At 48.2% G+C, this 19,615-nt stretch carries 3 protein-coding genes; all 3 read left to right on the top strand.

What is annotated here, in order from left to right; translation table 11 throughout:
- Positions 1-344 precede the first annotated feature (344 nt).
- The 3 genes from EGC82_RS03690 to EGC82_RS03680 all read left to right on the top strand — a co-directional run bounded on the left by EGC82_RS03690 (position 345) and on the right by EGC82_RS03680 (position 19,595).
- The gene (locus EGC82_RS03690; protein WP_124729553.1) at positions 345-15,956 is read left to right on the top strand and encodes an Ig-like domain-containing protein; all 15,612 of its coding nucleotides are present in this window, start codon (positions 345-347) and stop codon (positions 15,954-15,956) included.
- 82 nt (positions 15,957-16,038) lie between these two features.
- On the top strand, positions 16,039-18,216 hold the full coding sequence (locus EGC82_RS03685; RefSeq protein ID WP_124729552.1) for a type I secretion system permease/ATPase: 2,178 nt from the start codon (positions 16,039-16,041) through the stop codon (positions 18,214-18,216).
- Positions 18,213-19,595, top strand: a complete 1,383-nt coding sequence (locus EGC82_RS03680) for an HlyD family type I secretion periplasmic adaptor subunit (protein WP_124729551.1) — start codon at positions 18,213-18,215, stop codon at positions 19,593-19,595. Before EGC82_RS03685 ends, EGC82_RS03680 begins: the two co-directional genes overlap by 4 nt.
- Positions 19,596-19,615 lie beyond the last annotated feature (20 nt).

Genomic DNA, 19,615 nt, shown 5'->3' with positions numbered 1-19,615 from the left:
TTGCAGGCTTTTTAGTTATTTTCTGTTCATTTTTTATTATCGTTGCCGATATAAAGGCAGTAAACTAAATCCACAATCAATCGATAACTATAAATTTTTTATGACATTAATACATATTAAATTTTTGGTTTTGTCGTTGTATTCAACTATTCTTTATATTTAAATTCAATAATTTATTCAATGTTAACTCTACGTCAAAAAATTGACTACTTTAGCAGGAAATGATATTATTGCGAAAATGTGTCTAAATTTATTTTAATGTTAATACTAATATTTAACTAGGTAGATAGTATGCTTATAAATCTATTAGTATTTAAATGTATCAAAGCTGTTGGGAGCTTCAAATGGGATCGATGACTACATCAAAAAATGGAATACTTTCTGCTTCAGAAGGTTCGGTAACAATTACGATTAATAATGAAACTACTGAATTACAGCTTGGTCAGGCAGTGCCGATTGGTGCAATAGTTGCCAGCAGTAATGATCTTGGTTTTGTTATCACATTCGATGACGGTACTATTTTTAATAGTGCTGACATGCCCAATGATGAATCGATTATTACATTAGCCGATACCATTGATGATGCCATTGTTGAACAAGTAGCAGATCAAGAAGCCTTAGATGAAATCGAAGCTTTACAGGCATTAATCGCATCTGGCGAAGACCCAACTGCAGACTTACCTGAAACCGCCGCTGGCACCCCAACAGCCAACCAAGGTGATTTTGGTTATGTTGCAGTATCAAGAGACGGTGATGAAACACTTGCGGATTCAGGCTATGACACAACAGGACAAGCTGCTGCCCCAACAGCAGTGACTCAAGAAGAAACTATTGGTGAAAATGATTCCCCATCAATATTAGTAAATGACATAATTACAAGTGATGAAGATCAGGTCGCTTCCGGCAATGTTCTATTAAACGATTCTGATGCAGACTCAGACTTGAGCGTAGTCAGTTTTGAAGTTGACGGCGAAACCTATAATGCGGGTACCGAAGTACAGCTTGAAGGTGGCGTACTTATTATTAATGCTGACGGCTCTTTCACTTTCTCGCCTAATGAAAACTGGAATGGCCAAGTTCCAATTATCACTTACACCACCAATACTGGTGTTACAGCAACGCTAACAATAAACATAACTCCCGTTGATGACGAGTCTGTATTGGTCAATGACAGTAATATTATTGTAGAAGATACTGTTGCCACAGGTAATGTATTAGATAACGACAGCGATGTTGATTCTGATTTAAGCGTAGCCAGCTTCGAAGTTGACGGGCAGACTTATCCTGCTGGTACCGCAGTGACTCTTGATGACGGTATTTTAATTCTTAATACTGATGGTTCATATACTTTTACACCTAATGAAAACTGGAATGGCCAAGTTCCGGTTATCACCTACACCACCAACACTGGCATTACTGCGACGCTAACGATTGAAGTGACACCTCTGGATGATGCTTCGGTACTCATCAATGACAGTAATATTATTGTAGAAGATACTGCTGCCACAGGTAATGTATTAGATAACGACAGTGATATTGATTCAGATTTAAGCGTTGTCAGCTTCGAAGTTGACGGCCAAAACTATGATGCGGGTTCTGAAGTAACTTTAGAAAATGGTGTGTTAATTCTTAACACAGATGGTTCATATACCTTCACGCCTAATGAAAACTGGAACGGCCAAGTTCCGGTTATTACCTACACCACCAACACTGGCATTACTGCGACGCTAACGATTGAAGTCACACCTCTGGATGATGCTTCGGTGCTCATCAATGACAATAATATTATTGTAGAAGATACTGTTGCCACAGGTAATGTATTAGATAACGACAGTGATATTGATTCAGATTTAAGTGTTGTCAGCTTCGAAGTTGACGGACAAAACTATGATGCTGGTTCTGAAGTAACTTTAGAAAATGGTGTGTTAATTCTTAACACAGATGGTTCATACACCTTCGCGCCTAATGAAAACTGGAACGGCCAAGTTCCGGTTATCACCTACACCACCAACACTGGCATTACTGCGACGCTAACGATTGAAGTCACGCCATTAGCTGATGGTGCTCCAACAGTCATTATCAATACAGATCTCAATAATGATGGACTTATTAGTAATGAAGAACTGGACGGTGCAACTGAAGTCAATGTCACCATTGGTTTAGGCGATACTGGTGCACAAGCTGGTGATACACTTATTGTGAATGGCATTGAAATAATCCTAACACAAGAAGATATTGATACTGGTAGTGTAAACCTTGACTTACCGGCTCCTGATGAAGGTGAAGAAATTGAGGTTATAGCCGTAGTTGTAGATTCAAATGGAAATACTTCTCCAGAGGGAAGTGATTCAGCCGTTTTGGATACTACTCCACCGGTTATTACTGTTGATGCACCCGCACTTACAAATGATACAACCCCAACAATTATAGGTACTACTGATGCGCCCGTTGGTAGCACTGTCACATTAATAGTAACTGACAGCGAAGGTAATCAACAAACGATAACAACTACGGTTCAGCCCGATGGAAGTTACGAAGTTGACGTTATTAACCCGTTATCTGAAGGCGGCTATACAGTCGTTGCTGAAGTCACAGATCCTGCAGGTAATTCTGCCACTGATACTGATGATGGAATTGTAGATGTTACTTCTCCAGTCCCTACTGTTGAGTTCAGCGGCATGGGCACTGATGGCGTGTTTAACAGTGATGAAATTGGTTCTGACGGCACCGTCACCGCAACCGTCACGTTAGCGACCGGCACGCAAGTGGGCGACACCTTAATTGTCACCGACGGTAACGGCGCAGAATTGTTTAACGGCCCTGTCACCCAGGCCATGCTGGATAACGGCTTTGATGTTGAAGTCCCTGTTACGGCTGGCGCAACCGATGTGGATGTCACTGCGCAAGTGATTGATATTGCCGGTAACCCATCAGCAACGGCCACCGATAACCAACCTGTTGATGCCACCATGGCGCCAGCGCCTAGCGTTGAGTTCAGCGGTATGGGCAGCGACGGTATCTTTAACAGCGATGAAATTGGTTCTGACGGCACCGTCACCGCAACCGTCACGTTAGCGACCGGCACGCAAGTGGGCGACACCTTAATTGTCACCGACGGTAACGGCGCAGAATTGTTTAACGGCCCTGTCACTCAGGCCATGCTGGATAACGGATTTGATGTTGAAGTCCCTGTTACGGCGGGCGCAACCGATGTGGATGTCACCGCGCAAGTGATTGATATTGCCGGTAACCCATCAGCAACGGCGACTGATAACCAACCTGTTGATAATGTTGCAGCACCAGCGCCTAGCGTTGAGTTTAGCGGCATGGGCAGCGACGGTATCTTTAACAGTGATGAAATCGGCAGCGATGGCACCGTCACCGCAACCGTCACGTTAGCGACCGGCACGCAAGTGGGCGACACCTTAATTGTCACCGACGGTAACGGCGCAGAATTATTTAACGGCCCTGTCACTCAAGCCATGCTGGATAACGGCTTTGATGTTGAAGTCCCGGTTACGGCGGGCGCAACCGATGTGGATGTCACCGCGCAAGTGATTGATATTGCGGGTAACCCATCAGCAACGGCCACCGATAACCAACCTGTTGATGCCACCATGGCACCAGCGCCGCTTGTAGAGTTCAGCGGCATGGGCAGCGACGGCGTGTTTAACAGCGATGAAATTGGTTCTGACGGCACCGTCACCGCAACCGTCACGTTAGCGACCGGTACGCAAGTGGGCGACACCTTAATTGTCACCGACGGTAACGGCGCAGAATTATTTAACGGCCCTGTCACTCAGGCCATGCTGGATAACGGCTTTGATGTTGAAGTCCCAGTTACGGCGGGCGCAACCGATGTGGATGTCACCGCGCAAGTGATTGATATTGCCGGTAACCCATCAGCAACGGCCACCGATAACCAACCTGTTGATGCCACCATGGCACCAGCGCCGCTTGTAGAGTTCAGCGGCATGGGCAGCGACGGCGTGTTTAACAGCGATGAAATTGGTTCTGACGGCACCGTCACCGCAACCGTCACGTTAGCGACCGGTACGCAAGTGGGCGACACCTTAATTGTCACCGACGGTAACGGCGCAGAATTATTTAACGGCCCTGTCACTCAGGCCATGCTGGATAACGGCTTTGATGTTGAAGTCCCAGTTACGGCGGGCGCAACCGATGTGGATGTCACCGCGCAAGTGATTGATATTGCCGGTAACCCATCAGCAACGGCCACCGATAACCAACCTGTTGATGCCACCATGGCACCTGCACCGCTTGTAGAGTTCAGCGGCATGGGCAGCGACGGCGTGTTTAACAGCGATGAAATTGGTTCTGACGGCACCGTCACCGCAACCGTCACGTTAGCGACCGGCACGCAAGTGGGCGACACCTTAATTGTCACCGACGGTAACGGCGCAGAATTATTTAACGGCCCTGTCACCCAGGCCATGCTGGATAACGGCTTTGATGTTGAAGTCCCTGTTACGGCTGGCGCAACCGATGTGGATGTCACTGCGCAAGTCATTGATATTGCGGGTAACCCATCAGCAACGGCCACCGATAACCAACCTGTTGATGCCACCATGGCACCAGCGCCGCTTGTTGAGTTCAGCGGCATGGGCAGCGACGGCGTGTTTAACAGCGATGAAATTGGTTCTGACGGCACCGTCACCGCAACCGTCACGTTAGCGACCGGTACGCAAGTGGGCGACACCTTAATTGTCACCGACGGTAACGGCGCAGAATTATTTAACGGCCCTGTCACTCAGGCCATGCTGGATAACGGCTTTGATGTTGAAGTCCCAGTTACGGCGGGCGCAACCGATGTGGATGTCACTGCGCAAGTGATTGATATTGCGGGTAACCCATCAGCAACGGCCACCGATAACCAACCTGTTGATGCCACCATGGCACCAGCGCCGCTTGTTGAGTTCAGCGGCATGGGCAGCGACGGCGTGTTTAACAGCGATGAAATTGGTTCTGACGGCACCGTCACCGCAACCGTCACGTTAGCGACCGGCACGCAAGTGGGCGACACCTTAATTGTCACCGACGGTAACGGCGCAGAATTATTTAACGGCCCTGTCACTCAGGCCATGCTGGATAACGGCTTTGATGTTGAAGTCCCAGTTACGGCGGGCGCAACCGATGTGGATGTCACCGCGCAAGTGATTGATATTGCGGGTAACCCATCAGCAACGGCCACCGATAACCAACCTGTTGATGCCACCATGGCACCAGCGCCGCTTGTAGAGTTCAGCGGCATGGGCAGCGACGGCGTGTTTAACAGCGATGAAATTGGTTCTGACGGCACCGTCACCGCAACCGTCACGTTAGCGACCGGTACGCAAGTGGGCGACACCTTAATTGTCACCGACGGTAACGGCGCAGAATTATTTAACGGCCCTGTCACTCAGGCCATGCTGGATAACGGCTTTGATGTTGAAGTCCCAGTTACGGCGGGCGCAACCGATGTGGATGTCACCGCGCAAGTGATTGATATTGCCGGTAACCCATCAGCAACGGCCACCGATAACCAACCTGTTGATGCCACCATGGCACCAGCGCCGCTTGTTGAGTTCAGCGGCATGGGCAGCGACGGCGTGTTTAACAGCGATGAAATTGGTTCTGACGGCACCGTCACCGCAACCGTCACGTTAGCGACCGGTACGCAAGTGGGCGACACCTTAATTGTCACCGACGGTAACGGCGCAGAATTATTTAACGGCCCTGTCACTCAGGCCATGCTGGATAACGGCTTTGATGTTGAAGTCCCTGTTACGGCTGGCGCAACCGATGTGGATGTCACTGCGCAAGTCATTGATATTGCGGGTAACCCATCAGCAACGGCCACCGATAACCAACCTGTTGATGCCACCATGGCACCAGCGCCGCTTGTTGAGTTCAGCGGCATGGGCAGCGACGGCGTGTTTAACAGCGATGAAATTGGTTCTGACGGCACCGTCACCGCAACCGTCACGTTAGCGACCGGCACGCAAGTGGGCGACACCTTAATTGTCACCGACGGTAACGGCGCAGAATTATTTAACGGCCCTGTCACTCAAGCCATGCTGGATAACGGCTTTGATGTTGAAGTCCCGGTTACGGCGGGCGCAACCGATGTGGATGTCACCGCGCAAGTGATTGATATTGCGGGTAACCCATCAGCAACGGCCACCGATAACCAACCTGTTGATGCCACCATGGCACCAGCGCCGCTTGTAGAGTTCAGCGGCATGGGCAGCGACGGCGTGTTTAACAGCGATGAAATTGGTTCTGACGGCACCGTCACCGCAACCGTCACGTTAGCGACCGGTACGCAAGTGGGCGACACCTTAATTGTCACCGACGGTAACGGCGCAGAATTATTTAACGGCCCTGTCACTCAGGCCATGCTGGATAACGGCTTTGATGTTGAAGTCCCTGTTACGGCTGGCGCAACCGATGTGGATGTCACCGCGCAAGTGATTGATATTGCCGGTAACCCATCAGCAACGGCCACCGATAACCAACCTGTTGATGCCACCATGGCACCAGCGCCGCTTGTTGAGTTCAGCGGCATGGGCAGCGACGGCGTGTTTAACAGCGATGAAATTGGTTCTGACGGCACCGTCACCGCAACCGTCACGTTAGCGACCGGCACGCAAGTGGGCGACACCTTAATTGTCACCGACGGTAACGGCGCAGAATTATTTAACGGCCCTGTCACTCAGGCCATGCTGGATAACGGCTTTGATGTTGAAGTCCCAGTTACGGCGGGCGCAACGGATGTGGATGTCACTGCGCAAGTGATTGATATTGCGGGTAACCCATCAGCAACGGCCACCGATAACCAACCTGTTGATGCCACCATGGCACCAGCGCCGCTTGTTGAGTTCAGCGGCATGGGCAGCGACGGCGTGTTTAACAGCGATGAAATTGGTTCTGACGGCACCGTCACCGCAACCGTCACGTTAGCGACCGGTACGCAAGTGGGCGACACCTTAATTGTCACCGACGGTAACGGCGCAGAATTATTTAACGGCCCTGTCACCCAGGCCATGCTGGATAACGGATTTGATGTTGAAGTCCCTGTTACGGCTGGCGCAACCGATGTGGATGTCACTGCGCAAGTCATTGATATTGCGGGTAACCCATCAGCAACGGCCACCGATAACCAACCTGTTGATGCCACCATGGCACCAGCGCCGCTTGTAGAGTTCAGCGGCATGGGCAGCGACGGCGTGTTTAACAGCGATGAAATTGGTTCTGACGGCACCGTCACCGCAACCGTCACGTTAGCGACCGGCACGCAAGTGGGCGACACCTTAATTGTCACCGACGGTAACGGCGCAGAATTATTTAACGGCCCTGTCACTCAGGCCATGCTGGATAACGGCTTTGATGTTGAAGTCCCTGTTACGGCGGGCGCAACCGATGTGGATGTCACTGCGCAAGTGATTGATATTGCGGGTAACCCATCAGCAACGGCCACCGATAACCAACCTGTTGATGCCACCATGGCACCAGCGCCGCTTGTTGAGTTCAGCGGCATGGGCAGCGACGGCGTGTTTAACAGCGATGAAATTGGTTCTGACGGCACCGTCACCGCAACCGTCACGTTAGCGACCGGTACGCAAGTGGGCGACACCTTAATTGTCACCGACGGTAACGGCGCAGAATTATTTAACGGCCCTGTCACTCAGGCCATGCTGGATAACGGCTTTGATGTTGAAGTCCCAGTTACGGCGGGCGCAACCGATGTGGATGTCACCGCGCAAGTGATTGATATTGCGGGTAACCCATCAGCAACGGCCACCGATAACCAACCTGTTGATGCCACCATGGCACCAGCGCCGCTTGTTGAGTTCAGCGGCATGGGCAGCGACGGCGTGTTTAACAGCGATGAAATTGGTTCTGACGGCACCGTCACCGCAACCGTCACGTTAGCGACCGGTACGCAAGTGGGCGACACCTTAATTGTCACCGACGGTAACGGCGCAGAATTATTTAACGGCCCTGTCACTCAGGCCATGCTGGATAACGGCTTTGATGTTGAAGTCCCAGTTACGGCGGGCGCAACCGATGTGGATGTCACCGCGCAAGTGATTGATATTGCGGGTAACCCATCAGCAACGGCCACCGATAACCAACCTGTTGATGCCACCATGGCACCAGCGCCGCTTGTAGAGTTCAGCGGCATGGGCAGCGACGGCGTGTTTAACAGCGATGAAATTGGTTCTGACGGCACCGTCACCGCAACCGTCACGTTAGCGACCGGTACGCAAGTGGGCGACACCTTAATTGTCACCGACGGTAACGGCGCAGAATTATTTAACGGCCCTGTCACCCAGGCCATGCTGGATAACGGATTTGATGTTGAAGTCCCTGTTACGGCTGGCGCAACCGATGTGGATGTCACTGCGCAAGTGATTGATATTGCGGGTAACCCATCAGCAACGGCCACCGATAACCAACCTGTTGATGCCACCATGGCACCAGCGCCGCTTGTAGAGTTCAGCGGCATGGGCAGCGACGGCGTGTTTAACAGCGATGAAATTGGTTCTGACGGCACCGTCACCGCAACCGTCACGTTAGCGACCGGCACGCAAGTGGGCGACACCTTAATTGTCACCGACGGTAACGGCGCAGAATTATTTAACGGCCCTGTCACTCAGGCCATGCTGGATAACGGCTTTGATGTTGAAGTCCCAGTTACGGCGGGCGCAACCGATGTGGATGTCACTGCGCAAGTCATTGATATTGCGGGTAACCCATCAGCAACGGCCACCGATAACCAACCTGTTGATGCCACCATGGCACCAGCGCCGCTTGTTGAGTTCAGCGGCATGGGCAGCGACGGCGTGTTTAACAGCGATGAAATTGGTTCTGACGGCACCGTCACCGCAACCGTCACGTTAGCGACCGGCACGCAAGTGGGCGACACCTTAATTGTCACCGACGGTAACGGCGCAGAATTATTTAACGGCCCTGTCACTCAGGCCATGCTGGATAACGGCTTTGATGTTGAAGTCCCTGTTACGGCGGGCGCAACCGATGTGGATGTCACCGCGCAAGTGATTGATATTGCGGGTAACCCATCAGCAACGGCCACCGATAACCAACCTGTTGATGCCACCATGGCACCAGCGCCGCTTGTAGAGTTCAGCGGCATGGGCAGCGACGGCGTGTTTAACAGCGATGAAATTGGTTCTGACGGCACCGTCACCGCAACCGTCACGTTAGCGACCGGTACGCAAGTGGGCGACACCTTAATTGTCACCGACGGTAACGGCGCAGAATTATTTAACGGCCCTGTCACTCAGGCCATGCTGGATAACGGCTTTGATGTTGAAGTCCCTGTTACGGCTGGCGCAACCGATGTGGATGTCACCGCGCAAGTGATTGATATTGCCGGTAACCCATCAGCAACGGCCACCGATAACCAACCTGTTGATGCCACCATGGCACCAGCGCCGCTTGTTGAGTTCAGCGGCATGGGCAGCGACGGCGTGTTTAACAGCGATGAAATTGGTTCTGACGGCACCGTCACCGCAACCGTCACGTTAGCGACCGGCACGCAAGTGGGCGACACCTTAATTGTCACCGACGGTAACGGCGCAGAATTATTTAACGGCCCTGTCACTCAGGCCATGCTGGATAACGGCTTTGATGTTGAAGTCCCAGTTACGGCGGGCGCAACGGATGTGGATGTCACTGCGCAAGTGATTGATATTGCGGGTAACCCATCAGCAACGGCCACCGATAACCAACCTGTTGATGCCACCATGGCACCAGCGCCGCTTGTTGAGTTCAGCGGCATGGGCAGCGACGGCGTGTTTAACAGCGATGAAATTGGTTCTGACGGCACCGTCACCGCAACCGTCACGTTAGCGACCGGTACGCAAGTGGGCGACACCTTAATTGTCACCGACGGTAACGGCGCAGAATTATTTAACGGCCCTGTCACCCAGGCCATGCTGGATAACGGATTTGATGTTGAAGTCCCTGTTACGGCTGGCGCAACCGATGTGGATGTCACTGCGCAAGTCATTGATATTGCGGGTAACCCATCAGCAACGGCCACCGATAACCAACCTGTTGATGCCACCATGGCACCAGCGCCGCTTGTAGAGTTCAGCGGCATGGGCAGCGACGGCGTGTTTAACAGCGATGAAATTGGTTCTGACGGCACCGTCACCGCAACCGTCACGTTAGCGACCGGCACGCAAGTGGGCGACACCTTAATTGTCACCGACGGTAACGGCGCAGAATTATTTAACGGCCCTGTCACTCAAGCCATGCTGGATAACGGCTTTGATGTTGAAGTCCCGGTTACGGCGGGCGCAACCGATGTGGATGTCACCGCGCAAGTGATTGATATTGCGGGTAACCCATCAGCAACGGCCACCGATAACCAACCTGTTGATGCCACCATGGCACCAGCGCCGCTTGTAGAGTTCAGCGGCATGGGCAGCGACGGCGTGTTTAACAGCGATGAAATTGGTTCTGACGGCACCGTCACCGCAACCGTCACGTTAGCGACCGGTACGCAAGTGGGCGACACCTTAATTGTCACCGACGGTAACGGCGCAGAATTATTTAACGGCCCTGTCACTCAGGCCATGCTGGATAACGGCTTTGATGTTGAAGTCCCAGTTACGGCGGGCGCAACCGATGTGGATGTCACCGCGCAAGTGATTGATATTGCGGGTAACCCATCAGCAACGGCCACCGATAACCAACCTGTTGATGCCACCATGGCACCAGCGCCGCTTGTAGAGTTCAGCGGCATGGGCAGCGACGGCGTGTTTAACAGCGATGAAATTGGTTCTGACGGCACCGTCACCGCAACCGTCACGTTAGCGACCGGTACGCAAGTGGGCGACACCTTAATTGTCACCGACGGTAACGGCGCAGAATTATTTAACGGCCCTGTCACTCAGGCCATGCTGGATAACGGCTTTGATGTTGAAGTCCCTGTTACGGCTGGCGCAACCGATGTGGATGTCACCGCGCAAGTGATTGATATTGCGGGTAACCCATCAGCAACGGCCACCGATAACCAACCTGTTGATGCCACCATGGCACCAGCGCCGCTTGTTGAGTTCAGCGGCATGGGCAGCGACGGCGTGTTTAACAGCGATGAAATTGGTTCTGACGGCACCGTCACCGCAACCGTCACGTTAGCGACCGGTACGCAAGTGGGCGACACCTTAATTGTCACCGACGGTAACGGCGCAGAATTATTTAACGGCCCTGTCACTCAGGCCATGCTGGATAACGGCTTTGATGTTGAAGTCCCAGTTACGGCGGGCGCAACCGATGTGGATGTCACCGCGCAAGTGATTGATATTGCGGGTAACCCATCAGCAACGGCCACCGATAACCAACCTGTTGATGCCACCATGGCACCAGCGCCGCTTGTAGAGTTCAGCGGCATGGGCAGCGACGGCGTGTTTAACAGCGATGAAATTGGTTCTGACGGCACCGTCACCGCAACCGTCACGTTAGCGACCGGTACGCAAGTGGGCGACACCTTAATTGTCACCGACGGTAACGGCGCAGAATTATTTAACGGCCCTGTCACCCAGGCCATGCTGGATAACGGATTTGATGTTGAAGTCCCTGTTACGGCTGGCGCAACCGATGTGGATGTCACTGCGCAAGTGATTGATATTGCGGGTAACCCATCAGCAACGGCCACCGATAACCAACCTGTTGATGCCACCATGGCACCTGCACCGCTTGTAGAGTTCAGCGGCATGGGCAGCGACGGCGTGTTTAACAGCGATGAAATTGGTTCTGACGGCACCGTCACCGCAACCGTCACGTTAGCGACCGGCACGCAAGTGGGCGACACCTTAATTGTCACCGACGGTAACGGCGCAGAATTATTTAACGGCCCTGTCACTCAGGCCATGCTGGATAACGGCTTTGATGTTGAAGTCCCAGTTACGGCGGGCGCAACCGATGTGGATGTCACCGCGCAAGTGATTGATATTGCGGGTAACCCATCAGCAACGGCCACCGATAACCAACCTGTTGATGCCACCATGGCACCAGCGCCGCTTGTTGAGTTCAGCGGCATGGGCAGCGACGGCGTGTTTAACAGCGATGAAATTGGTTCTGACGGCACCGTCACCGCAACCGTCACGTTAGCGACCGGTACGCAAGTGGGCGACACCTTAATTGTCACCGACGGTAACGGCGCAGAATTATTTAACGGCCCTGTCACTCAGGCCATGCTGGATAACGGCTTTGATGTTGAAGTCCCAGTTACGGCGGGCGCAACCGATGTGGATGTCACCGCGCAAGTGATTGATATTGCGGGTAACCCATCAGCAACGGCCACCGATAACCAACCTGTTGATGCCACCATGGCACCAGCGCCGCTTGTAGAGTTCAGCGGCATGGGCAGCGACGGCGTGTTTAACAGCGATGAAATTGGTTCTGACGGCACCGTCACCGCAACCGTCACGTTAGCGACCGGTACGCAAGTGGGCGACACCTTAATTGTCACCGACGGTAACGGCGCAGAATTATTTAACGGCCCTGTCACTCAAGCCATGCTGGATAACGGCTTTGATGTTGAAGTCCCAGTTACGGCTGGCGCAACCGATGTGGATGTCACCGCGCAAGTGATTGATATTGCGGGTAACCCATCAGCAACGGCCACCGATAACCAACCTGTTGATGCCACCATGGCACCAGCGCCGCTTGTAGAGTTCAGCGGCATGGGCAGCGACGGCGTGTTTAACAGCGATGAAATTGGTTCTGACGGCACCGTCACCGCAACTGTCACGTTAGCGACCGGCACCCAGATCGGCGACACTCTCGTCGTGACCGATGGCAGTGGAAACGTATTAGCGACGGTTACCGTGACGCAAGCGATGCTAACCAATGGCTACGCAGTTGAAGTGCCTGTTACTGCAGGCGCGACAGAAGTGAACGTCACGGCTCAAGTCACTGACGCTGCAGGTAACACATCGATTATTGCGACAGATAACGAAGGGGTAGATAGAGCGGCCCCATCTGCACTATCAATTATTATTGTAGATGATGGCGTCCCTGGAGATGGTTGGTTAAATTATAGTGAAATAGCGGCCAATGGTAGTGGGATACAAATTAAAGCTGAAGTCGATAATGCAGATCTTGTTGCCGGTGGTTTTGTTTCAGTATCAATAACAGTCAATGGTAATGATGTTTCATTTGACCTGAAACTCGAAAATGGTCAATTAGTTAATTTAGATGGTTCAGCACCTAGTGTTGCTTTCAATTACAATAATGGTGAAATCACATGGACAGCTGATGTTCCAAACGCTGGTGAACAAATTATCGTTGAAATTGCTCAAACTGATGCTGCCGGTAATGAATCAACAACTGTTACCGACACTGCAACGATTAACAATGTTGATGCAAATGATGACCGACCAGGAACATCATTCTCAGTTAGTACAGATGCAACTGCTGCTTGGGCAATCCCACAGTCTAACGGCCAAAGTCTAATGAGAATTTCAGCACGTACAGCTGATGGCTCAATGGGCACTGTAAATATTGAATCAGGATCTAACAAGCTTGGTGTTGCTGGTTCACCGCGGACTTCAGGTCAAATTGCTGGACAAATCGAATATGATTCAGCTACAGGGACATCTGAATCAATTGTGATTGACTTTAATGGCTTAGTTAATCAAGCGACATTCAGTGTTTCAAACATGTTCACCAATGAAAATAATGGCGAACAAGGTATTTGGAAGGCTTATTACAATGGTCAATTAGTTGCAAGTGAAACGTTCAAGACAACTTCAGGTGACGATGGTACTTTCAGCATTAATACTGGAAATATTGTCTTCGACCAACTGGTCTTTGAAGCAACTAAAACCATTAGTGAAGCAAATGGTGGCGCAGCATTAGCTGACTCATCTGATTATTTCCTTACCAGTGTTGCAGCATCTGGCCCTGAAATTATGGGGACTTATATTGTCTCAGAAGATGGTGTGTTATCCATCGCAGATACCAGTAAAGGTTTATTAAATAATGACTCTGACGCACAAGGAAATTCATTTGCCCTGACAGGTGTGAATGGCGCTATAGTTGCCGATGGTGAAGTCATTATATTACCAAGCGGCGCACTGCTAACTATTCACAGTGATGGTACTTATTCTTACGACACAAACAATTCATTTGAAGCACTTACTGCTGGGCAACTTGCGACAGATACTTTTACTTATACTGTAACGGATCAGTATGGCGCGACAGATACTGCGACAGTGACGATTAACATCGTCGGAGAATCAGATCCTAGCTCAACTTATGAGAAGTATACTGGTAATCCAGGCAATGACATCATTAAAGGGACACCAAATAACGATATTATTGTGAGCGATCAACAGGGCTTACAGATTGTTGCAGGTGAAAACTATAACATTGCATTTATATTAGATACTTCAGGTAGTATGTCGAATCTTATTGCGTCAGCAAAAACGCAGTTAGAATCTGTATTCAATTCATTAGCAGATAGTGCGACCGGATCTCATAGTGGTGTTGTTAATGTACTGCTAACTAACTTTGCCACAGGCTCAAATATTTCAGTATCCGTAAACATGGACGCTCCAAATGCAGTTCAAACATTAGTGAATCAATTAAAGTCACTATCAGCTAATGGATGGACTAATTATGAAGCTGGCTTTGACACTGCAATAAATTGGTTTAGTAGCAGTACTGTTCAACAAAATGTCGGACATAATTTATCGTTCTTCATCACAGACGGTACTGTCAATCGCAGTACAATTGAAACAGATACTACCAAAATATTAATAGGTTATGACGTAAACTCTTCTCAATATGTATCATTAAGTAATTTGATGGGTAGTAATTATAGTAAAGGTGTAATACTCAAACTTGATGGTAAATTAGTAGTTGATGCTAGTGGTAATGTCTACTCTATTTATACAGGTAAAACACTAGGAAAAATGACTTTCACTAGTAACGGTAAGTTCGTTTCATACAGCGATACAGATTCAACAAGCACGGCTAACACTCAAAATGAAGCATTACATGCATTCAATCTTTTAGCTGCAGTATCTGCAGTAGAAGCTATTAGTTTGAAAGCTGCTGACGGTTCGACTCCTGTAGGCGAAGCTAACCTGAAGCTATACGATACAGACGGCAATGTACGCGCGTCGATTGATGTATCTGATCTATCAAGTGTAATAACTGGTTCAGAGATTCTTCAATCACAAGGTGATGACAATACCTATGGTAACGAAGGTGATGACATTATCTTTGGTGATTTAGTCAGGTTTAGTGGCTCATCAGAACAAGGCTATGTTGCTTTACAGACTTATGTAGCCGACAAAACTGGCCAGAATGTTGCTGATATCGATGTTAAAGCGGTACATGATTATATTCGTGACCATGTAAATGAATTTAATCTCAATAACGTAAATGATGGCAATGACATTTTAGATGGCGGAATGGGTGACGACATTCTGTTTGGTCAAGGTGGAAACGATACTATATATGGCGGTGAAGGTAATGACGTGCTTATCGGTGGCTTAGGTAATGACACCCTTATTGGCGGACTGGGTAATGACACCTTTGTATGGTCAAAAGGCGATACTGGTACCGATACCATTAAAGACTTCGAAGTTAACCATGACTCACTTCATATCAGCGACTTATTGCAGAATGAACAAAATGGTGACTTGGATGACTATCTAGACTTCTCGTTCAACAATGGCAATACCACTATCTCTATTGACGTTGATAAAGATGGAACCATTGACCAAGTGATTGTACTTGATGGTGTAGATCTATCGCAGGAATACGGTGACACAACAGATGGAGTTATCATTAACGGTTTACTCAATGATGGCGCACTTATAGTTGATACAGCGGTACCAGCTCCGTCACCAGGAACCAACCATCCAGATCTATTTGATCAAAATAATGGAAATATTATTCCTTAATAACAACATATTGACTGCGTCACATAGTATTATGTGACGCATATTTGATTATTTAAACAATAACATTAAGGATAATGATTAGGTGCCTAAAACTGCGTCTAGCATAAGTGAGCAATGGACGATTTCGGCTTCCCAACGGGTAACTGTCGATCCCTTACTTGACTGTTTAGTTTTATTAACTGAACATTTCGGAAGCCCATGCTCAATAGATTCTCTTGCGGCGGGTCTTCCGCTGTCTGGTGCAGTCATCACGCCCGATCTAATTCCTCAAGCGGCAGGTAGAGCAGGACTGTCGGCAAAATTGTCACGTAAAGATTTAAATCAGATTTCCGAAATATTATTACCTTGTATCTTATTATTGAAAGATAAAAAGGCGTGTATTCTCAGAGAGATTGATCTAGAGCAAGACAGAGCTATTATTCAACTACCCGAAACGGGCGGCGAAGATACCCTAACAATTGAAGCTTTAGAAACCTTATACGTCGGCTATTTATTTCTCGTTAAACAAGATTATCGAGGCGATAAGAGTTTTGATGTTCATCTGCATGACAGCAGTACACATTGGTTAATGCAAAGTATCAAAGATTCAGCGCCTATTTACCGAGATGCCCTTATTGCCTCTGTATTGGTCAACCTTTTTGCATTAGTTTCGCCACTATTCATTATGAATGTTTATGACAAAGTGGTCCCTAACCTTGCATTTGAATCACTTTGGGTTTTAGCTATCGGGGCAAGTATCGCCTATATCTTTGACTTTATTATGCGTCAATTACGTAGCTATCTAATCGATATTGCAGGCAAAAAAGTCGACATTATTGTTTCTTCAAAATTATTTGCCAAAGCGATTGGAATTCCGTTATCAAAACGAGCTCCTAGTGTAGGAGGCATGGCCAGACAACTTGGTGAGTTTGACAGTATTCGTGAGTTTTTAACCTCTGCAACCATCACTGCGTTAGTTGACCTGCCATTTGCATTACTATTCGTTGTCATCATTTATATTTTTGCCGGCGATTTAGCCCTTATTCCGGTAGTTGGCAGTCTAATTATTATTGCAGTGACCTTATATATACAACCTAGACTCAAAAAAGCAATTGAAGAAAGCAACCGCTTTTCGAGTTTGAAGCATGGTCATTTGATAGAAAGTTTAACCGCATTAGAATCGATTAAAGCCAATGGTGCTGAAGGGTTGGTACAAAAAAGCTGGCAACAAATGATCGGCCATACTGCTAACTGGCAACTTAAAACCAAAAAACTGTCTAATTATGTCAGCCATATAGCTAACTTTATGGTGCAATTAACTGTTGTATTAGTCGTTATCTTAGGTGTGTATCGATTAGCTGATAACGAAATATCCATGGGCGGTATTATTGCCGCCGTTATGTTGTCTAGCAGAGCCATTGCCCCTATGGCTCAGTTAGCCGGTTTAATAACTCGTGGTAACCATACAATTAGTTCACTGCGCCAACTAGACGCAATAATGGAACAAGAAGATGAGTTTGAAGACAAAGGAAATCTAGCAAGCAAAGAACGATTTATGGGCAAAATTGAAGCCGATAATATTAGTTTTAGTTTTCCTGGCTCTGAAAAACCAAGCCTACATCCTTTTTCTATTAATATTAATCCTGGCGAACGTATCGCCATTATTGGTCGTAATGGCTCAGGCAAAAGCACTTTAGCCAAATTACTCCTTGGATTGTACAAACCAACCCAAGGTAGCCTTCGCTATGATGGCCTTGATGCAGGACAAATTCACCCAAGTGATCTAAGACGTAACTTCGGCTACTTGCCTCAAGATGTCACTTTATTTCACGGTACGATCCGCGACAACATTCTCTTTGGATCTCGTCAAGTAACAGAACATCAATTAATAAGAGCTATCCAGCTTTCTGGTGTGAGTATGTTTACTAACTTAGAATCTGAAGGATTAGATCAACAAGTTGGTGAAGGGGGATTATCGCTGAGTCGTGGTCAACGACAAACCGTAGCCCTAGCCAGAGCGACCTTAAACGATCCGGCTATACTATTAATGGATGAGCCGACTGCCAGCCTTGATGCTCGAGCAGAAAAACAGTTTATTCGCTCAATGCAACTGGTTAGTCGCGAAAGAACCTTATTGCTTATTACTCATAAAATGCATTTATTAAATCTAGTAGATCGTATTATTGTGCTTGAACGTGGACATGTAGTAGCTGATGGCCCTAAAGATGAAGTCCTTGCTAAGCTTAATGCAGGTTCAATTGCTGGCGGTCAAACTTCATGAGTAAACATCTAACAACGAAAGATCTAGAAATGGTTGATGACGTTTACGGTGCCATGATGACCGATGCTCCGTCAGGACATCGTCTTATTATATGGTCACTAGCGGCGATGATGGTGTGCTTTTTTATTTGGGCATACTTCTCAGAATTAGATCAAGTAACAACGGGAACCGGTAAAGTCATTCCATCGTCACAAATTCAAATTATTCAGAGTTTAGATGGCGGTATTTTACAAGAAATTTATGTACAAGAAGGACTAATGGTTACCAAAGGGCAACCTTTAGCGCGCATTGACGACACACGATTTCGCTCTGATTTCGACCAACAAGAACAAGAGGTCTTCGGGTTACAAACCAACATCATTCGTATGCGTACTGAATTAGACAGTATTATCATTTCAGATATGTCTTCAGACTGGCGCCAACAAGTTAAAATAACTAAACAGAACTTGGTATTTCCACAAACTATTATTGACGAAGAGCCTGAGCTGGTTAAGCGTCAACAAGAAGAATATTCAATTCGGCTTGATAGTTTAAGTAATCAATTAGAAATTCTAGTGCGTCAAATCCAACAACGTCAACAAGAAATTGAAGAGTTAGCCTCTAGAATTGGTACTCTTACAACGAGTTTTCAATTAGTATCACGCGAGCTTGAATTAACTAGGCCGCTGGCACGTAAAGGAATTGTGCCTGAAGTTGAACTACTTAAACTTGAGCGCATAGTGAATGATATTCAAGGTGAGTTACAATCAGTGAGACTCTTGCGCCCAAAAGTAAAAGCGTCTATGGATGAAGCCATCTTAAAGCGCCGGGAGGCAGTGTTTGTTTACGCCACTGATTTACGTGCACAGCTCAATGAAATGCAAACCAAATTATCTCGTATGAATCAGGCACAAAAAGGCGCGTTTGATAAAGTCAGTAAAGCCGTCATTGCCTCTCCTGTTATCGGTACAATTAAAAAAATTAACTTTAATACCTTGGGCGGCGTTGTGCAGCCTGGCGAAGAAATTATGGAAATTGTTCCATCAGAAGATAAGCTACTGATAGAAACTAAAATTACCCCTAAAGATATTGCTTTTCTACATCCTGGACTACCCGCTATTGTGAAAGTCACCGCTTATGACTTCACTCGTTATGGTGGACTGAAAGGAACCGTTGAGCATATTAGTGCTGATACATCGCAGGATGAAGAAGGTAACAGTTTTTATATTGTAAAAGTGCGAACAGAAGAGTCTAGTTTATTGAAAGACGATGGCACAGAGATGCCAATAATCCCAGGAATGCTCACATCAGTAGATGTCATAACTGGGAAAAAATCCATACTTGAGTATATTTTAAATCCAATACTAAGAGCGAAAGATACCGCTCTTAGAGAGCGCTAAGAAGAACCGGGAGGGTTTTT

This window comes from Shewanella livingstonensis, from assembly GCF_003855395.1.
Taxonomy (GTDB): domain Bacteria; phylum Pseudomonadota; class Gammaproteobacteria; order Enterobacterales; family Shewanellaceae; genus Shewanella; species Shewanella livingstonensis.
This window is presented reverse-complemented; position numbering and strand designations above follow the sequence as displayed.

What these genes read in the sequence shown, in the direction of transcription:
- EGC82_RS03690 (WP_124729553.1), top strand. Translation starts at nt 345, where the DNA reads ATGGGATCGATGACTACATCAAAAAATGGAATACTTTCTGCTTCAGAA.
- EGC82_RS03680 (WP_124729551.1), top strand. Translation starts at nt 18,213, where the DNA reads ATGAGTAAACATCTAACAACGAAAGATCTAGAAATGGTTGATGACGTT.